The following is a 17,843-nucleotide window of genomic DNA, read 5'->3' as shown; positions in this document are numbered from 1 at the left end:
CTGGGCCTCGTGTGGCTCTCGTTGTCTGCGCCCTCGTGGTGCTCTGGCTTCTGGCATGCGCGGTGGCGCCCGGGCTCGTGGCGCCGGGAGACCCGCTGGCCATCCACCCGCTGCAGGGGTTCGAGCCGCCGTCGCTCGCGCACTGGTTCGGTACCGACGAGTCGGGGCGCGACGTGTTCACGCGGGTGGTGCACGGCGCGGGGCCGTCGCTGCTCATCGGCGTGGCCGCGACCGCGATCGGGATCGTGCTCGGCGTCGCGCTCGGCACGCTGGCGGGGCTCGGGCCCCGCTGGCTCGATTTCGGCACGAGCAGGCTGCTCGAGGTGCTCTTCGCGTTCCCCGGGCTGCTGCTCGCGCTGTTGTTCATCGTGATCTACGGGCCCGGCATCACGACGTCGACGGTGGCGGTCGGGCTCGCGACCGCGCCGGGATACGCGCGTATCGTGCGCAGCCAGATGCTCGCGGTGCGCGGCGCGCCGTATATCGAGGCGGAGGTCGTGCTCGGCAGGCCGCCGCTGTGGCGCTTTCGTCGCAGTATTCTGCCGAACGTCGCGGGGACGCTCTTCGTGCTCGTGACCCTCGGTGTCGGCCAGTCGATCGTGTGGGCGTCCTCACTCAGCTACCTGGGCCTCGGCGCGAAGCCGCCCACCGCCGAGTGGGGCGCCATGCTCTCGGCGGGCCGCACCTACATCGACTCTGCGTGGTGGCTCACCTTCTTCCCCGGTCTTGTGATCGTGGCCAGTGCGGCCGCCGCCACGGTGCTCGGCCGCACCATCCAGGGGCGGGTGCGCGGCTCATGAGCGAAACGACCTCCCACTCCGCGGCCGATCGCGCGTCCGCCGCGGCGCCCTCGCCTGCCCTGCTCACGGTCTCGGGCCTCAGCGTGCGCTTCGGGCGAACCGCGCCACCCGTCGTCGACGACGTCTCGTTCGAGATCCGTCCGGGCGAGTGCCTCGCGCTCGTCGGCGAATCGGGCTCAGGCAAGTCGGTGACCGCGCGCACCCTCGTGGGGCTGACCGGCGGCGATGCCCGCGTGAGCGCGGAGTCGCTCGTCTTCGACGGTGCGCCGCTCTTGTCGGCGAGTGCGGCGGCGTGGCGGCGCATCCGCGGGGCACGTATCGGGTTCGTGCTGCAGGATGCCCTCGTCTCGCTCGACCCGCTTCGCACAGTGGGCCGCGAGATCGACGACGCCCTTCGCCTGCACACCCGGCTCGGCGCGGCGGACCGACACCGCCGTGTGATCGACGCGCTGACGGATGCCGGCGTGCCGGACCCGGCGCTTCGCGCCGGCCAGCGCGCCGGGCAGCTCTCCGGCGGGCTGCGCCAGCGTGCGCTGATCGCCTCGGCCGTGGTGCTGAACCCGTCGCTGGTCATTGCGGATGAGCCGACTACCGCGCTCGACGTGGGCGTGCAGCAGCAGGTGCTCGGGCTGCTCGAGAAGCTGCGGGCGGGCGGAACCGGGCTGCTGCTCATCAGTCACGACCTCTCGCTTGTCGCGCGCGTCGCCGACCGCGTGGCGGTCATGCGGGATGGACGCATCGTGGAGACGGGTGCGACCGAAGCCGTGCTCGGCGACCCGCAGCAGGAATACACGAAGACGCTGCTTGCGGCCGTTCCGTGGTCGCAGGCGCGGGGAACCCGGCTGACCGTGGAGGCGCGAGCAGCAGCCGAGACGCGAGCGGTCACCGATCGGGACGACGCTCACGGGAGCGCCGCTCTCGAGATCACCGACGTCTCGAAGGCATTCCGAACCCCTGCAGGCACGCTGCAGGCAGTTCGCGACGTCTCGCTGAGGCTTGAGCCGGGAACCACTCTTGGGCTCGTCGGCGAGTCGGGGTCGGGGAAGTCGACCACCGCGCGCATCGCCCTCGGTCTCCTCGCGCCGGATGCCGGGCAGGTGCGCCTCCTCGACCAGGAGTGGGCGCCGCTCCCCGAGCGCGAACGGAGGCCGCGGCGCCATCTGCTCGGCGCGGTGTACCAGGACGCGCTCAGCTCGTTCGACCCGCGCTGGAGCGTCGGTGGCATCCTGACCGACGCTCTGACCGGCGGCGCCAGCAGGAGCATTCGCCGGTATGAAGACGAGGTAGCGGCGCTGCTGCGATCGGTCGGGTTGAACCCTGACCTCATGCGGCGGCGCACGCACGGGCTCTCAGGCGGTCAGCGCCAGCGCGTTTCGATCGCCCGCGCGATCGCGCCGGGCCCGCGCGTACTCATCTGCGACGAGCCCGTCTCCTCGCTCGACGTCTCGGTGCAGGCCCAGGTGCTCGACCTCCTCGACGAGCTGCAGGAGCAGCGGAACCTCAGCTACCTGTTCATCTCGCACGACCTGGGCGTGATCCGGCATATCAGCGACCGCGTCGCGGTGATGTCCGAGGGGCGAATCGTGGAGACGGGAGCGACCGAGACCGTGTTCAGCGACCCCCGGCATCCATACACCAGACGGCTACTCACCGCCGTCCCGCATCGTCGCGACCTCACGCCACGGCAATCCTGACAGCCGGAACGAGCAGGAACGTCACCTGATCCCGGCAGGCAGGATCTCTCGCACGGCTTGCTGCGCGACGTATTCCTGCCACTGAGCACGCCCCCACCCCCGGCGACGAACGAGCAGCCAGAAGACTTCGTGGCTCAGCGTGGCGTACAGGCGGTCGGCCGCCCGGTCGAGGTTCAGGTGCGCAGCCAGTTCGCCGTCGAGGAGACCTACGAGGCCACGAAGGCTTCGCCACCGCTGCTCCTCATGGCGGTCGAGCAGAAGGCGCACTTCCTCGTCAGCTGCGCCGCTTCGCACCAGTTCATACAGCGGTGCCAACCGCGCCGTGATATCGCACGTGACGGCGACAATGCGCTCGAGCCGCTCGGCCGCGTCGGGGACCCGCGCGATCTCGCCGATCTGTGGCCGCTCGAGCAGCGGGACAGCGAGCGAATCGCCCACGATCTCGCTATCCATGATCGCCGACAGCAGGGCCGCCTTCGATCCGAACGTGAAGTACACGGTCTGATGGGCGACATCTGCCGCCTTGGCGATGTCCATGATCGTTGTGGCCCTGTAGCCGCGATCGAGAAACAACTGCTGGGCTGCAGCGCTGATGCGTCCCCGCGTACGCTCAGCCTGCTCCCGTCGAGTCCCCGATGCCGCCATGTTGACTAGAGTATCAGCTAGAGCGTACTCTAGCGAGCGAGAGTTGCTGAACTGGAGCGCTCCGGTGATTGAAGCGTTCCCAAGAAGAAATCTGAAGGTGTAGGGAACCGTGATGAATGACTGGCCAAAGTTGCTTGCCGGCACATACGCCGTCGTGCGAGAGCCCATCGCGCGCATCAACGACGCCGTGTTGGGTCAGCCGACCCCGTGCTCGGAATGGACTGTCCGTGACGTGTTCGACCACGTCGTCGACACGATCGACATGTTCTCCAGAGCGGCCGGCGGGGGCACTCGGAGCGCGCCGGTTGCTGAAAGCGATCCCGACGCGGCGGTCGGCACCGCTCTCGAGCGCTTCGACGCGGCCGTCGAGCGAAATGTGGCGGCATGGGCCTCCCTCGCCGACCCGTCTGCCGTGCTTTCGCTGTCGTTTGGCGACTTCCCGGCAGAGGCCGCGGCGGCCATCAATCAGATGGATTCGCTGATCCATGGTTGGGATCTCGCCGTTTCGCTCGAGCTCGCTCCCGTGTGGCCTCGGGAGGTGGCCGAGACCGCGCTGCGGACCGCTGAGAAACGGTTTCGCACTCGACCGCGCGGCACCGCCTTCGGCCCGGAAGTGCCAGCACCCAGCGACAGCCTGCAGGACCGACTGATCGCGCTGAGCGGCAGAGACGTGCTTCCGTGGCGGAGTGCGGTCTCCACAGCTGGGGGGATACGGGACGTCTATGCCAAGCTCCCCGCGCAGGATCTCGAGCGGGCCCGGCGGTTCTATCAGGAGACGCTCGGGCTCGTGCCCTTCGCCGATATCCACAATCACCTCTACTTTGACGTCAACGGCGCCCACTTCATGATCTTCCCGAGCACGGGAAGCCCCTCGGGAACGCACGACCAGGTCGGACTTGTCGTTGACGATCTGCTGGCCGAGGTCACGCGGCTCAAGACCGCGGGTGTGTGCTTCAAGCGATATGACATTCGAGGCGTCACCGTGCGCGGGGAGATCATGGACACCGGCGCCATGAAAGCCGCATGGTTCATGGACTCGGAGGGCAACCTCCTCAGTCTCGCGGAGTTCGCCGGAACCTCTCCTTTCGAGAGGTGAGCGTGTCGGGCAACTGTCAGCCCATTCCTTCGGATACTGGGCTATGGTCAGGGCAAGCACGCAATCTGACAAGGGAGCGTAAGTGGATCATGGCCGGTAAATCACCTCGTGGAGACAAGACCAAAAAGGCACCGCAGTTGTCGCTGAAGGACAAGCGCGCACAGAAGCGCGAGAAGAGCGACACCGAGTTCATCAAGCCTCGCAAGGGGCACTGAGAACAGTTCGATTAATGGGAGCGCGGGCCTGGCCACATCGGCCGGGCCCGCGCTCGCTTTGGTGCATGCCCCGACGCGTCGCTTAAGATTGAGCGATCCCACACTCAGGCACCTTCACGGACGCGGTGCCGCATATATCGAACCGAGAGCAGAGCCATGACCAGCCCCGACATTCCCGACAAGCCCGCACTCGAGGGCCTCGAAGCAAAATGGGGCGGCACCTGGGATGCCGAGGGCACGTATCGCTTCGATCGCGGCCGGCTTGAGCGCGACGCGATCTACTCGATCGATACGCCGCCGCCGACGGCATCCGGCTCTCTGCACATCGGTCACGTCTTCAGCTACACGCACACGGATGTCGTGGCCCGCTACCAGCGCATGCGCGGCAAGAACGTGTTCTACCCGATGGGCTGGGACGACAACGGCCTGCCCACCGAGCGTCGCGTTCAGAACTACTACGGCGTGCGCTGCGACCCGAGCCTGCCGTATGAGACCGACTTCACGCCGCCGTTCGAGGGCGGCGACAACAAGAGCACCAAGGCCGCCGACCAGAAGCCCATTTCGCGGCGCAACTTCATTGAGCTGTGCGAGCGCCTCACGGTCGAGGATGAGAAGCAGTTCGAGGCCGTGTGGCGTGCCCTCGGCCTCTCGGTCGACTGGAGCCAGACCTACCGCACCATCGGCGACGAATCGCTGCGCACCTCGCAACTGGCGTTCCTGCGCAATATCGCGCGCGGCGAGGCATACCAGGCCATGGCGCCGACGCTGTGGGATGTCACGTTCCGCACCGCCGTCGCCCAGGCCGAGCTCGAGGACCGCGACGCCCCCGGCGCGTACCACCGGGTGTCGTTCCACGGCGAGACCGGCCCCGTCTTCATCGAGACGACCCGGCCGGAACTGCTGCCTGCCTGCGTGGCGCTGGTGGCGCATCCGGATGACGAGCGCTATCAGGCGCTCTTCGGAACGACCGTGACGACGCCGGTCTTCGGCGTCGAGGTGCCCGTCCTGGCGCACCACCTTGCCCAGCCGGACAAGGGCAGCGGCATTGCGATGATCTGCACGTTCGGCGACATCACCGACGTGGTGTGGTGGCGCGAGCTCGACCTGCCCAACCGGGCGATCCTCGGATTCGATGGCCGTCTCGTAAGTCAGACCCCCGAGTGGATCACGTCCGAGGCGGGCCGGGCGGCCTACGAGCAGCTCGCGGGCAAGACCGTGTTCTCGGCCAAGAAGGAGATGGTAGAGCTGCTGCGTGGCTCCGGCGACCTCGAGGGCGAGCCGAAGAACATCACGCACCCGGTTAAGTTCTTCGAGAAGGGTGACAAGCCCCTCGAGATTGTCTCGACCCGTCAGTGGTACGTCACCAACGGCGCCAGGGATGATGCGCTCAAGCAGCGCCTCACCGACCTCGGCCGCGAGCTCGACTGGCACCCCGACTTCATGCGCGTGCGCTACGAGAACTGGGTGGGCGGGCTCTCGGGCGACTGGCTGATCTCGCGACAGCGTTTCTTCGGTGTGCCCATCCCGGTCTGGTACCCGCTGGATTCCGACGGCAACCCGGTGTTCGAGGAGCCCATTCTGCCGAGCGAGGAGCAGCTGCCGGTCGACCCGTCTTCCGCCCCGGCTCCCGGCTACGACGAGAGTCGGCGCGGTGTGCCGGGCGGCTTCATCGGGGAGGTGGACGTCATGGACACCTGGATGACCTCATCGCTCACCCCGCAGCTGGCGGGCGGCTGGGAGCGCGACCCGCAGCTGTTCGACGCGGTCTTCCCCTTCGACCTGCGCCCGCAGGGCCAGGACATCATTCGCACCTGGCTGTTCTCCACCATGCTCCGCGCTCAGCTCGAGCATGGCCGGGCGCCGTGGGCGAACGCGGCACTCTCGGGCTTCATCGTCGACCCCGACCGCAAGAAGATGTCGAAGTCGAAGGGCAACGTCGTCACGCCCGCCGACATTCTTGAGCAGCACGGCTCCGACGCGGTGCGCTACTGGGCGGCCTCGAGCCGGCTCGGCACCGACGCCGCCTTCGACCCGCAGAATCCGACACAGATCAAGATCGGCCGACGGCTCGCCATCAAGATCCTGAACGCCGCGAAGTTCATCCTCGGCTTCGACGCCTCGGGCATCGATGCAGCCGGCGACGAGGCAGCGGGCGACGCAGCGGACGGCGTAGCCGGCGACGCAGCGGGCGACGCAGCGGATGCGCCCGGCTCCGCGGGCGCGAACGCCGCCGACAGCGGCCTGCGTCCCCTGGACGCGAGCATGCTCGCCGCGCTCGCGCGCGTCGTGCAGGAGGCCACGAAGGCGTTCGACGAGTACGACCACGCGCGTGCGCTCGAGACGACGGAGACGTTCTTCTGGACGTTCTGCGACGACTATCTCGAGCTCGTCAAGGAGCGCGCATACGGGCAGCACGGCGACGACGAGGGCCGCGCCTCCGCGGTGCGGGCCCTCCGCATCGCACTGGCGACACTGCTACGCCTGTTCGCCCCGTTCGTGCCGTTCGCGACAGAAGAGGCGTGGTCGTGGTCGCACGACGGGTCGGTGCACGCGGCACCGTGGCCGGAAGCGGCGGGGGTCGCGGCGGCGGAAGGACGCACGGCGGTGCTGCAGGCCGCGAGTGCGGCTCTCACCGGCATCCGTCGTGCGAAGACCGATGCGAAGGTGTCGCAGAAGACTCCGGTAGCCTCGGCGACGATCGCCGCACCGGCCGACCTGCGCGATGCGCTGGCCGACGCCGCGGACGATCTGAAGGCCGTCGGCCGCATTGACACGCTCGAGATCGTCGAGGGCGACGAGCTGAGCGTCTCCGTGACGTTCGAGTCGTGAGCGGCGCCCACCCATCGCCGGGCGCCGCGACGCCGGGTAGTGTCAGTGAACAGGAGGCCGCCATGTCGATCACCATCAGACCACTCGCCGAGGGCGACTTCTTCGCGTGGCTCAGCCTCTACGAGGGCTACGCCGAGACGTTCGACACCCCCCTGGATGACACCCGCGCCCTTCGCGTGTGGACGTGGCTCAGTGACGCATCGCATGAGGAGCAGGCCATCGTCGCTGCCGCTGACGACGGTCGCCTCGTGGGCCTCGCGCACTTCCGGGAATTCGCCCGGCCGCTCGCCAACGACCACGGCATGTTCATCGACGAGCTCTACGTCGCGCCCGACTCGCGCGAGCAGGGCGCGGGCACTGCACTGATTCAGGCGGTGCGTGGGCTGGCCGCCGAGAAGGGCTTCGGGGTGGTGCAGTGGGCCTCGAGCGGCGAGAACGACCCGGCGGCGTCGCTGTACGAGACGCTGGGCACGCGCTCACCCGCGGTCACTTACGAGATCAGGCTGTAGCGCCATGCAGCTCGGCACGAGATGGGCCGTCGGCGACGAGCCGCCCGCGAACCTCCCGGAGGTCGTGCGGCTTGCCGTGCACGCCGCCGAGGAGGAGCTCGCGGCCGTCGACGCGCAGACTGCGAACTGGCGCTGGACGCTGACGTGGCTGGAGAACAAGCCCGTCATCGAGCTCGACGATGGAACCGTGATCCGCTACAACCCGCACGAGGACAGCGCGACGATCACTCAGCCGGCCGACGGTGTGCCCGACCCTTTCGACGAGGACGACGAGTAGGGCCGCATCGATCGCTCGATAGCTCGATAGCTCGATAGCTCGCGCGCTTAGCGCGGCCCGAATCCGTAGGCGCGTAGCGACCTCTCACGCTGCATGTCTATCGCCGCGGAGCGCGCTGCCGCGCTGAGGCGCGGCCGGTTCGCGGCCTCGGCGCGGCGCTCCGCCCTGTGGCCGGCCCAGCGTACGAGGGCGAGGCCGACGCGGGCCACCGCGGCCTCGAAGGGGCTGGGGCGCCGGCGGCGGCCCGTCATCCGTATGGTCACTGTCGTCATCAGGGGGTCTCCTGGCCGTCGATGAGGGGAAAGGCGTTGAACTGGATCTGCACGGGCCGCGACCCGGTGGGGTTCTGCCCGCGATGCTTCTCGGCGAATGCATCAACATGGCGCTGCCATTGCTCGGTGAATTCGTGCAGCTGCTCGGCCGTCACCCGCACGTTCGAGGTCGAGATGACCGACGCATCCATCCATGCGCCAGGCAGCACATCGAGGCCCCGGTCGAGAAACGCGTTCAGCTGCTGCTCGCGTGTCTGCTGCCACTGCCGCACCACCATGGTGGCGGCAGCACGGGCCGCCTCGGTATCGGCGAGCGTGCGGGCATCGAGGTTGAGGCCGCCCGGCGTCCGTTCCCACCAGCGCTCGCGGGATGTGCCGCGGCCGACGATTTCGCGCACGAAGTCGTGCTTGGCCAGCTGGCGCAGGTGGTAGCTGGTGGCGCCGCTCGACTCCCCCAGTCGGGCCGCCAGACCACTGGCGGTGTGCGGCCCATACTGCGCGAGAACGTCGACGATCTGCACGCGAAGCGGATGCGCCAGCGCCTTGAGCGACTCAAGGTCGATGTTGCGATCCGCCTTGGGCGTGTACTCCTCTTCCATAACACCAATGTTACAGTTGCAAAGGATCCTTTGCAACTGGTTCTTTGCAACAGCTGGTTTGCAACGGGGTGTTTGCACCGCGCGCATGCCGCCCTAGGCTTGAGGCATGGCCGAAACGAACCCCTTCTTCACTCCGAGCCCGCTCCCGTACCAGCTGCCCCCGTTCGCCGAGATCGCCGACGAGCACTATGAGCCCGCCTTCGAGCGTGGCTTCGCCGAGCAGCTTGCCGAGATCGACGCAATCACTGCGAACTCCGAGCCGGCCTCGTTCGAGAACACGCTGTTGCCGCTGGAACGCAGCGGGCAGACGTTACTGCGCGTGGCGGAGGTGTTCTTCAACAAGAGCTCGGCCGATTCGACCGACTTCACCAATGCACTCGAAGAGAAGATCGCGCCGCGGCTGGCCGCGCACCAGGATGCCATCACGCTGAACCGCGACCTCTACGCGCGCATCGAAAGCGTGTACGACCAGCGCGACGCACTCGACCTCGACCCTGAATCGCGATATTTGCTCGAGAGGTACCACACGGAGTTCACCCTCGCTGGCGCCGGGCTAGACGACGAGGGTGCCCGACGACTGCGCGAGATCAACGAGGCGCTGTCGAGCCTGACGACCCGCTTCGACAAGAACCTGCTCGCCGACACCAACGATCTCGCGGTCGTCGTGGACGACGTTTCGCAGCTCGACGGCCTCGATGACGGGCAGGTCTCGGCGGCTGCCGAGGCCGCCCGCGGTCGAGGGCTCGACGGCAAGTACCTCATCACGCTGGTGCTGCCGACGGGGCATCCGCTTCTCGCTTCTCTCACGAACCGCGATCTCAGGCAGCGCGTAATGGCCGCCTCACGCTCACGCTCGGCTCGCGGCAATGAGCACGACAACCGGCAGGTGGTGCTCGAGATCACCCGGCTTCGCGCCGAACGGGCGCGGCTGCTCGGCTTCGCCACCCACGCCGAGTACGTGACGGCGGATGAGACCGCAAAGAATCCGCAGGCGGTCGCCGACATGCTCGGCCGTCTTGCTGTGCCCGCCGCGCGCAACGCCCGCGCCGAACAGCAGGAGCTGCAGCACCAGGCAGAGTCGGCCGGGCACGACTCCGAGGTGCAGGCATGGGACTGGGCCTACTACACCGAGGCTGCGCGAAAGGCGGCCTACGATGTCGACACCGCCGCCATGCGGCCGTACTTCGAGGCCGAGCGCGTGTTGCACGACGGGGTCTTCTTCGCCGCCAGCAAGCTCTATGGCCTGACCTTCGCCGAGCGACACGACCTGACGGCCTACCACCCCGACGTGCGGGTTTTCGAGGTCTTCAACGAAGACGGCAGCGCCCTCGGCCTGTTCCTGTACGACCTGTACACGCGCGACTCGAAGCGCGGTGGGGCATGGATGAACCCGCTGACCTCGCAGTCGACGCTGCTCGACTCCCCCACCGTCGTCGTGAACAACCACAACGTGCCCAAGCCGGCGGCGGGCGAGCCGACCCTGCTCACGTACGACGAGGTCAACACGCTCTTCCACGAGTTCGGCCACGCGCTGCACGGGCTCTTCGCCCACGTCACCTACCCGAAATTCGCGGGAACGAACGTGTTTCGCGACTTCGTGGAGTTCCCGAGCCAGGTGAATGAGATGTGGATGCTGTGGCCCGACGTTCTCGCGAACTACGCCCGTCACTACCGCACGAACGAGCCGATGCCGCAGGAACTGGTCGACAAGCTGCGTGCGTCGGAGGCGTTCAATGAGGGCTTCAAGACGAGCGAGTACCTGGGCGCGGCGCTGCTTGACCAGGCGTGGCACTCCATCACGGCCGACGACACCGTGACCGACGTCGACGCATTCGAGTCGAGCGCGCTCGCGGCGGTCGGACTCGACAACCCCGCCGTGCCGCCGCGGTACTCGAGCACGTACTTCCAGCACACCTTCGCCGGCGGCTACGACGCCGGCTACTACTCCTACATCTGGAGCGAGGTGCTGGATGCCGACACGGTCGAGTGGTTCCGCGAGAACGGCGGGCTCACGCGCGAGAACGGCGAGCGGTTCCGCACCCGCCTGCTCGGCGTCGGTGGCTCGAAAGACCCGCTGGAGGCGTACCGCGACTTCCGCGGCCGCGACGCGGTGATCGAGCCTCTGTTGAAGCGCCGCGGCCTCGCCGACTGATCCCCGTCGGCGCTGGGCACCGGCCCTCCGGTCCCGGGACCCCAAAGCGCCTCGCGGGACCCGAAACAACGGGCCCCGCCAGACACTATCGGGTCCCGCGAGGCGCGCGAACAGGATGAAGCTGCTGAGTAGGCGGCAGTGCCGCCGTATCGAGACCCCGGCCTACGCGGACTTCTCGGCGCGGCGGGGGCGGTGCGGCACGATGGTGGGGGCCGCGTTCTCGAGCACGGACTCACGCGTGACGACGACGCGCGCAACCTCGTCGCTCGAGGGCACCTCGAACATGATGGGCCCGAGCACTTCTTCCATGATGGCGCGCAGGCCGCGGGCGCCGGTCTTGCGCAGCACGGCGAGGTCGGCGATGGCCTCGAGCGCATTCGGCTCGAACTCGAGCTCGACGCCGTCGAGTTCGAACATGCGCTGGTACTGCCGCACGAGCGCATTCTTCGGCTCGGTGAGGATCTGCATGAGTGCCACCTGGTCGAGCTGCGCCACGGTGGTCACGACGGGAAGCCGCCCGATGAACTCGGGGATCAGGCCGAACTTGTGCAGGTCTTCAGGCAGAACCTCGCTGAACAGGTTGATGTCGTCGTTCTTCGCGTGCAGCGGGGCGCCGAAGCCGATGCCCTTCTTGCCCGCGCGCTGCGAGATGATGTCTTCGAGCCCCGCGAAGGCGCCGGCCACGATGAACAGAACGTTCGTCGTGTCGATCTGAATGAACTCCTGGTGCGGATGCTTGCGCCCACCCTGCGGAGGAACGGAGGCGACCGTGCCCTCGAGGATCTTGAGCAGCGCCTGCTGCACGCCCTCACCGGAGACATCCCGCGTGATCGACGGGTTCTCGGCCTTGCGGGCGATCTTGTCGACCTCGTCGATGTAGATGATGCCGGTCTCGGCCCGCTTGACGTCGTAGTCGGCGGCCTGGATCAGCTTCAGAAGAATGTTCTCCACGTCTTCGCCGACGTAGCCTGCCTCGGTGAGCGCCGTCGCATCCGCGACCGCGAACGGAACGTTGAGCTGCTTGGCAAGCGTCTGCGCCAGGTACGTCTTGCCGCAGCCCGTCGGCCCGATGAGCAGGATGTTCGACTTGGCGATCTCGACATCGTCGATGGCGTCGGCCGGCCCGATCGCAGCGCGTGCACGCACCCTCTTGTAGTGGTTGTACACGGCGACGGCGAGAGCACGCTTGGCGGGCTCCTGGCCGATCACGTACTCCTCGAGGAAGTCGAAGATCTCACGCGGCTTCGGCAGGTCGAACTCGTGGTTCGCCTCTTCGCCGGACTCGGCAAGGCGCTCCTCGATGATCTCGTTGCACAGCTCGACGCACTCGTCGCAGATATAGACGCCGGGCCCAGCGATGAGCTGTTGCACCTGCTTCTGGCTCTTTCCGCAGAAGGAACACTTGAGCAGGTCCGCGCTTTCTCCTATGCGAGCCACTCTCACACTCCTTCTGAACAGAACGCTTTCTACGAGCCTAGCTTGTGCTCCCGACATCATGTCGCAGGGCGCGGCGAATGACGCTGCGGCGTGCCGTGGGCCGGCGATTCACCCTCACAGCAGATGGCGCAGGAAGCGACCCGGCGCCTCCAGATACAACCGCCAGTTGCGCACCAGCTCCAGGTCTTCCCATTCCGAGCGACGGATACCCCACTCCCCCACCTCGAGAATCCGCGCGCCCGGCAGCGACGCGAGAACCGGGGAGTGCGTCGCGCAGATCACCTGCGTTCCCCGGTCCACCATGTGCTGCAACGATGCGAGCCACTTCAGCGTCGACGTGAACGAGAGCGCGGCCTCGGGCTCATCGAGGCAGGCGAGGCCTGCCACGAAGAGCGGATGGTCGAGCTTGTCGTCGAGGAGCGCATTGAACGACTCTCCGTGACTGAGCTCGTGCAGCATCCGATCGGGGCCACCCAACTGCTCTAACCATGTGTAGTAGCCGTGCATCGTCTCGGCACGCAGAAAGAACCCCCAGCGGGGCCCGGATGGGCTGCGCTCGACGCGCAGCCACTCGCCGAGCGGCGACTCGCTCGCGCGGGTCGCATGCGACCCCTGGTTGCTGCCGCCCTCTGCCGGCAGTCCAGCCGCGACGGCGATGCCCTCGACGAGCGTCGACTTGCCACTGCCGTTCTCCCCCACGATGAACGTCACACCGGCAGGGAACTCGAGACCCTCGTCGAGCACCTGACGCACGGCTGGGATGGACGCCGGCCACGCCGAGAAGTCCGGCTCGATGTCCCGAAAACGCGAAACGCGGCGGATGGGCCGGCTGTCGTACAGCCAGTCTTCCGCCGCGTCCACGCGATGCGCCCTACTTCGTGATGGCCGCCGGAATCGTCTTCCGGCTCGTGAGCACCTGGTCGATCAGCCCGTACTCCAGAGCCTCTTCTGCGCCAAGGATCTTGTCGCGGTCGATGTCCTTGTTCACCTGCTCGATGCTGCGGTTGGAGTGCTTCGACAGTGTCTCCTCGAGCCAGGTGCGCATGCGCATGATCTCGTTCGCCTGGATCTCGATGTCAGACGCCTGGCCCTGCCCTGCCTCGCCGACGGCGGGCTGGTGAATCAGGATGCGCGCGTTCGGCAGCGCGAGGCGCTTACCGGGCGTACCGGCTGCCGTGAGCACCGCCGCAGCGGAGGCCGCCTGGCCGAGCACGACCGTCTGAATGTGCGGACGAATGTACTGCATGGTGTCGTAGATGGCCGTCATCGCCGTGAACGAGCCGCCCGGCGAGTTGATGTACATCACGATGTCGCGGTCGGGATCCTGGCTCTCGAGCACGAGCAGCTGCGCCATCACGTCGTCGGCCGATGCGTCGTCGACCTGCACGCCGAGGAAGATGATGCGGTCCTCGAAGAGCTTCGCGTACGGGTCCTGCCGCTTGTAGCCGTAGGCCGTGCGCTCCTCGAAGCTCGGCAGAATGTAGCGGGCGCCGGGGGTCGCAAGGGCTCGCGCGGCGGTGAAGTTGGGGGTTTCCATGTCGTTCTTCCTTGTGTCCTTCGCGCCTATTTGCCGGCCTGGCCGGCGGTGACCTCGGCGACGTCGAGCGCCGTCTCGCGGATATGGTCGACGAACCCGTACTCGAGCGCCTCCTGGGCGTTGAACCACCGGTCGCGGTCGCCGTCGGCGTTGATCTGCTCGACGGTCTTGCCGGTCTGGGCCGCCGTGATCTCGGCAAGCCTGCGCTTCATGTCGAGAATCAGCTGCGCCTGCGTCTGAATGTCGCTGGCCGTTCCGCCGAATCCGCCGTGGGGCTGGTGCAGCAGCACACGCGCATTCGGCGTGATGAACCGCTTGCCCTTCGTGCCGGCCGTCAGCAGCAGCTGGCCCATGGAGGCCGCCATCCCGATGCCGACGGTGACGATGTCGTTCGGCACGAACTGCATGGTGTCGTAAATGGCCATGCCTGCCGTGATCGAGCCGCCGGGCGAGTTGATGTACAGGGAGATGTCGCGCTTCGGGTCCTCCGCGGCGAGCAGCAGCAGCTTGGCCGCGATCTCGTTGGCGTTGTCGTCGCGCACCTCGGAGCCCAGCCAGATGATGCGGTCTTTCAGCAGTCGGTCAAAAACACTGGGTTGCAGTGTCGCTTCGGCCATGTGTCGCTCCGTTTCGTTGTCGCTTGGTTTCGAATCTATCGGAGGCCGCGCACCTGGGCCGGTGATGTTCGCCGTGGGCAGATCGGCCCCGCCGTCGCTCCCGCCACGAGGCGGGCCAAATCTGCAGTCCGAGCGCACCCTACCCACGATCTGCCCCGACTCGGGTGTGCGGGAGGAATGTGGCGAGACGTTGAGACGGATGCATGAGGGGCCGAGCGCCTTCGCGCCCGGCCCCTCATGTGACGGAAGGTCACTCGCTACGCGTTACGAATCCTTCTTCGTCGCCTTCTTGGCGGCAGGCTTCTTTGCGGCAGGCTTCTTGGCCGGGGCCTTCTTCTTCGCGGGCTTGGCGGCAGCAGCATCCGCTTCTGCCTCGTCGTTCGCGTCGGCGCTCACGGCGTCGTCGCTTTCGGAACCGTCGCCTTCAGGCGCAGCGTTCTCGTCGGCGACCGCGATGAAGTCGGAGAGGTCGACGGGCTTGCCCGCCGTGTCGACGACCGAGACCTTGCCGAGCAGGATCGCCAGCGACTTGTTGCGCGCGACCTCGCCGACCATGGCCGGAATCTGGTTGCTCTCGCTGAGGATCTTGACGAACTCGTTCGGCTCCATGCCGTACTGCGAGGCGCCCTGAATGAGGTATTGGGTGAGCTCGTCCTGGCTGACCTGGACACCCTCGGCCTGCGCGACCTCGTCAAGCAGGATCTGAGTGCGGAACGTCTTCTCGCTCGACTCAGCCACCTCGGCCCGGTGCTCATCGTCTTCGAGGCGGTTCTCGCTCTCGAGGTGGCGGTGCACCTCGTCTTCGACGAGCTGCTCGGGCACGGGGATCTCGACGGCCTCGAGAAGGGCGTCAACGAGCTTGTTGCGTGCCTCGTTGGCCTGCTCGAGCGCCTTTGCCTGCTGCGCCTGGCCGCGCAGGCTGTCGCGCAGCTCGTCGATCGTGTCGAACTCACTGGCGATCTGGGCGAACTCGTCGTCGGCCTCGGGAAGCTCGCGCTCCTTGACGGCGCTGACGGTCACGGTGATCTCGGCGTCTTCACCCTCGTGGTCGCCGCCCATGAGCGGGGCCGTGAACGTGGTGGTCTCGCCCGCGCTGAGCGAGTCGAGGGCCTCGTCGATGCCGTCGATCAGGTCGCCGCTGCCCACCTCGTACGAGATGCTGTTCGCGGTGTCGACCTCGTTGCCGCCGATGGTGGCGACCAGGTCGATCTGGGCGAAGTCGCCCGTCTTGGCGGGCCGGTCGACCGTGACGAGCGTGCCGAAGCGGCTGCGCAGGCGGTCGAGTTCGTCGGTCACGTCGAGCGCGGTGACCTCGATGGGGTCGACCGTGACCTCGATGGCGGAGTAGTCGGGCAGCGTGACCTCGGGGCGCACGTCGACCTCGACGACGACCGTGAGGTCGCCCGAGAAGTCCTTCTCGTTCGGCCACTCGGTGATGTCGGCCTCGGGCCGGCCAAGCGGGCGCAGGTCGTGCTCGTCGACGGCCTGCCGGAAGAAGCCGTCGAGCCCCTCGTTGACCGCGTGCTCGAGCACGGCGGCCTTACCGACACGCTGGTCGATGATGGGCGGCGGAACCTTGCCCTTGCGGAAGCCCGGGATGTTCACCTGCTCGGCGATGTGCCCGTAGGCGTGGGTGATGCTCGGCTTCAGCTCCTCGGGCGTCACCAGAATGGTGAGCTTTGCGCGCGTGGGGCTGAGCTTCTCGACCGTGGTCTTCACGTTGTTGGGTTCTCCTGCTTGTTGGACTTTCCCGTATGCGGGATGGGCTTGGTCGGGGCGACAGGATTTGAACCTGCGACCTCCCGCTCCCAAAGCGGGCGCTCTAGCCAAGCTGAGCTACGCCCCGAATCGACTGCCACAACCCGCGTGGTCAGACACCAGGACGAACGCGTGACGCGTGCCCGGGGCGAAATGACCTTGGCAAGTCTAATGTATAGGATTGGTCAGCACGCCTCCGATGAGGCGCTTGCGGGGATGTAGCTCAATGGTAGAGCCTCAGTCTTCCAAACTGATTACGCGGGTTCGATTCCCGTCATCCCCTCCGCGGCGAAAGCGGGAGTTTGCGACGAGCGTGGGAGTTCCTCCTGCAGATCTCGTCGCGAACACGCACTTTCGGCGACCGGGAGGCGCGTTCCGTTTCGCAACCCGCGTCGGTTGATACCGCCGGCTCGGTCAGAAGGTGCGGCCGCGTTTGCGGCGTGCCTCGCCGCCCTTCTTGCGCTTGATGATGCTGATCTGGCCATCCGGCTCCATGAAGGCGCGCTCCACCTCACCGACTTCTTCGATGCCCTGCATGCGCAGCTGGCTCATCAACTCGTCGTCGGTCACGAACTCGCGAGCCATGTTCTTGTGCAGCATCTCACCGTCCCTGATGAGCGGGAGTGGCTTGGCGTGCAGGATGCGCCCCACGGCCGGGAAACGCCAGCCCAGCATCGCCATCACCGCCGCCCACACGATGATGACGGCGACGAGCAGCACACCGTCAGTGATCGACTTGTACTCGCCCGCCATGGCGTTCTGCGCAGCATCCGCTATGAGAACAATGACGAGCACGTCGGTGATCTCGACGCCGCTGGTCTGCCGCTTCAGCACGAAGCGCAGCAGCATGTAGATGACGAAGTAGGTGATCGTTCCGCGAACGAAGATCTCGAGAAGCGGCGTGTCGGGGATGAAGACGGTCTTCCAATCGACGCCCCAGAGCCAGTCGAGACTGCCGCTAGCCCTCAGCATTGTTGCTGGTGCTCTCGTGCTCCTCCAGACCGACCGCGCGGCGCAATTCGTTCGCGTCGTTGGGCTGGTCCTTCTGCTCCATGAGGTCGCTCAGCGCGTCCGCGATGGCGTTCAGCTTGTGCTGCACCGCCAGGTCGGAACGGGTCTGGCTGTTCTGCAGCAGGGCCACGAGCAGAAAGGTCACGATCGTCGTCAGCGTGTTGATGATGAGTTGCCACGTGTCAATCGTCTTGATGACGATGATCGACGGCGCCCACAGCACCACGAGCAGCACGCAGAAGCAGAAGAACCAGGCGCGGCTGGCGAGCTTTGAGGCGCCCTCCGCGAACTTGTCGAACGCGCCGACGTGCTCGGACACCTCACTCGGCATGGTGGGCTCATCAGCCATCTGACGTCACCTTTCTCTTGTGCTTTGCACGGTACCCCGGTCGATT

17 protein-coding genes and 2 tRNA genes are annotated in these 17,843 nt (G+C 67.0%); 8 read left to right on the top strand and 11 right to left on the bottom strand.

The features are described 5' to 3' along the window. The first annotated feature begins 11 nt into the window (after positions 1 to 11). The gene (locus OSC27_RS08045; protein ID WP_416348832.1) at positions 12 to 800 is read left to right on the top strand and encodes an ABC transporter permease; all 789 of its coding nucleotides are present in this window, start codon (positions 12 to 14) and stop codon (positions 798 to 800) included. After that, positions 797 to 2,494 (top strand): dipeptide ABC transporter ATP-binding protein, encoded by a 1,698-nt coding sequence (locus tag OSC27_RS08040; protein WP_267180918.1) that lies wholly within the window; start codon positions 797 to 799, stop codon positions 2,492 to 2,494. Before OSC27_RS08045 ends, OSC27_RS08040 begins: the two co-directional genes overlap by 4 nt. Before the next feature lie 21 nt (positions 2,495 to 2,515). On the opposite strand, the gene OSC27_RS08035 is transcribed toward OSC27_RS08040, so the two are convergent. Next, the gene (locus OSC27_RS08035) at positions 2,516 to 3,139 is read right to left on the bottom strand and encodes a TetR/AcrR family transcriptional regulator (RefSeq protein ID WP_267180917.1); all 624 of its coding nucleotides are present in this window, start codon (positions 3,137 to 3,139) and stop codon (positions 2,516 to 2,518) included. Positions 3,140 to 3,251: 112 nt separating this feature from the next. Between OSC27_RS08035 and OSC27_RS08030 the strand changes: the two genes are divergently transcribed. The 4 genes from OSC27_RS08030 to OSC27_RS08015 all read left to right on the top strand — a co-directional run bounded on the left by OSC27_RS08030 (position 3,252) and on the right by OSC27_RS08015 (position 8,065). Beyond that, positions 3,252 to 4,235, top strand: coding sequence for a TIGR03086 family metal-binding protein (locus tag OSC27_RS08030; protein ID WP_267180916.1), 984 nt, complete (start codon positions 3,252 to 3,254; stop codon positions 4,233 to 4,235). A 371-nt stretch (positions 4,236 to 4,606) separates the two neighbouring features. Further along, complete coding sequence (valS, locus tag OSC27_RS08025) at positions 4,607 to 7,279, top strand: valine--tRNA ligase (RefSeq protein WP_267180915.1); 2,673 nt, start codon at positions 4,607 to 4,609, stop codon at positions 7,277 to 7,279. Between the two features lie 62 nt (positions 7,280 to 7,341). Further along, entirely contained in the window at positions 7,342 to 7,788 is a 447-nt protein-coding gene (locus OSC27_RS08020; RefSeq protein ID WP_267180914.1) for a GNAT family N-acetyltransferase, read from the top strand. Positions 7,789 to 7,792: 4 nt separating this feature from the next. Further along, positions 7,793 to 8,065 (top strand): hypothetical protein, encoded by a 273-nt coding sequence (locus OSC27_RS08015; protein WP_267180913.1) that lies wholly within the window; start codon positions 7,793 to 7,795, stop codon positions 8,063 to 8,065. Between the two features lie 47 nt (positions 8,066 to 8,112). On the opposite strand, the gene OSC27_RS08010 is transcribed toward OSC27_RS08015, so the two are convergent. Continuing rightward, a complete protein-coding gene (locus tag OSC27_RS08010) occupies positions 8,113 to 8,337 on the bottom strand; it encodes a hypothetical protein (RefSeq protein WP_267180912.1) in 225 nt (74 codons plus the stop codon). Further along, complete coding sequence (locus tag OSC27_RS08005; protein WP_267180911.1) at positions 8,337 to 8,936, bottom strand: ArsR/SmtB family transcription factor; 600 nt, start codon at positions 8,934 to 8,936, stop codon at positions 8,337 to 8,339. Before OSC27_RS08005 ends, OSC27_RS08010 begins: the two co-directional genes overlap by 1 nt. Positions 8,937 to 9,042: 106 nt before the next feature. On the opposite strand from OSC27_RS08005, the gene OSC27_RS08000 reads away from it, so the two are divergent. Further along, positions 9,043 to 11,088 carry a M3 family metallopeptidase gene (locus OSC27_RS08000; protein WP_267180910.1) on the top strand — a complete coding sequence of 682 codons (2,046 nt, stop codon included), beginning with the start codon at positions 9,043 to 9,045 and terminating at the stop codon, positions 11,086 to 11,088. Positions 11,089 to 11,250: 162 nt separating this feature from the next. On the opposite strand, the gene clpX is transcribed toward OSC27_RS08000, so the two are convergent. From clpX to OSC27_RS07970, 6 genes are all read right to left on the bottom strand, one after another. After that, positions 11,251 to 12,525 (bottom strand): ATP-dependent Clp protease ATP-binding subunit ClpX, encoded by a 1,275-nt coding sequence (gene clpX, locus OSC27_RS07995; protein ID WP_267180909.1) that lies wholly within the window; start codon positions 12,523 to 12,525, stop codon positions 11,251 to 11,253. Between the two features lie 114 nt (positions 12,526 to 12,639). Then, a complete protein-coding gene (locus tag OSC27_RS07990; RefSeq protein ID WP_267180908.1) occupies positions 12,640 to 13,386 on the bottom strand; it encodes an AAA family ATPase in 747 nt (248 codons plus the stop codon). Between the two features lie 10 nt (positions 13,387 to 13,396). After that, the gene (locus OSC27_RS07985) at positions 13,397 to 14,062 is read right to left on the bottom strand and encodes an ATP-dependent Clp protease proteolytic subunit (protein WP_267180907.1); all 666 of its coding nucleotides are present in this window, start codon (positions 14,060 to 14,062) and stop codon (positions 13,397 to 13,399) included. Positions 14,063 to 14,088: 26 nt separating this feature from the next. Continuing rightward, a complete protein-coding gene (locus tag OSC27_RS07980) occupies positions 14,089 to 14,679 on the bottom strand; it encodes an ATP-dependent Clp protease proteolytic subunit (RefSeq protein WP_267180906.1) in 591 nt (196 codons plus the stop codon). 264 nt (positions 14,680 to 14,943) lie between these two features. Further along, positions 14,944 to 16,398, bottom strand: coding sequence for a trigger factor (tig, locus tag OSC27_RS07975; RefSeq protein WP_267180905.1), 1,455 nt, complete (start codon positions 16,396 to 16,398; stop codon positions 14,944 to 14,946). Positions 16,399 to 16,447: 49 nt separating this feature from the next. Beyond that, a tRNA-Pro gene (locus OSC27_RS07970) sits at positions 16,448 to 16,525 on the bottom strand. Between the two features lie 124 nt (positions 16,526 to 16,649). Between OSC27_RS07970 and OSC27_RS07965 the strand changes: the two genes are divergently transcribed. Then, positions 16,650 to 16,720 (top strand) — tRNA-Gly (locus OSC27_RS07965). A 131-nt stretch (positions 16,721 to 16,851) separates the two neighbouring features. Here OSC27_RS07965 and OSC27_RS07960 read toward each other — a convergent pair. Together OSC27_RS07960 and OSC27_RS07955 are read right to left on the bottom strand one after the other, a co-directional pair. Then, complete coding sequence (locus tag OSC27_RS07960) at positions 16,852 to 17,409, bottom strand: DUF421 domain-containing protein (protein WP_267180904.1); 558 nt, start codon at positions 17,407 to 17,409, stop codon at positions 16,852 to 16,854. Continuing rightward, a complete protein-coding gene (locus OSC27_RS07955; RefSeq protein WP_267180903.1) occupies positions 17,396 to 17,797 on the bottom strand; it encodes a low affinity iron permease family protein in 402 nt (133 codons plus the stop codon). The genes OSC27_RS07960 and OSC27_RS07955 overlap by 14 nt, the downstream gene beginning before the upstream one ends. Positions 17,798 to 17,843: the final 46 nt, after the last annotated feature.

Source organism: Microbacterium sp. STN6 (genome assembly GCF_026410545.1).
Taxonomy (GTDB): domain Bacteria; phylum Actinomycetota; class Actinomycetes; order Actinomycetales; family Microbacteriaceae; genus Root112D2.
The sequence above is the reverse complement of the archived record's forward strand: the minus strand, read 5'-3'. Positions and strand labels throughout refer to the sequence as shown.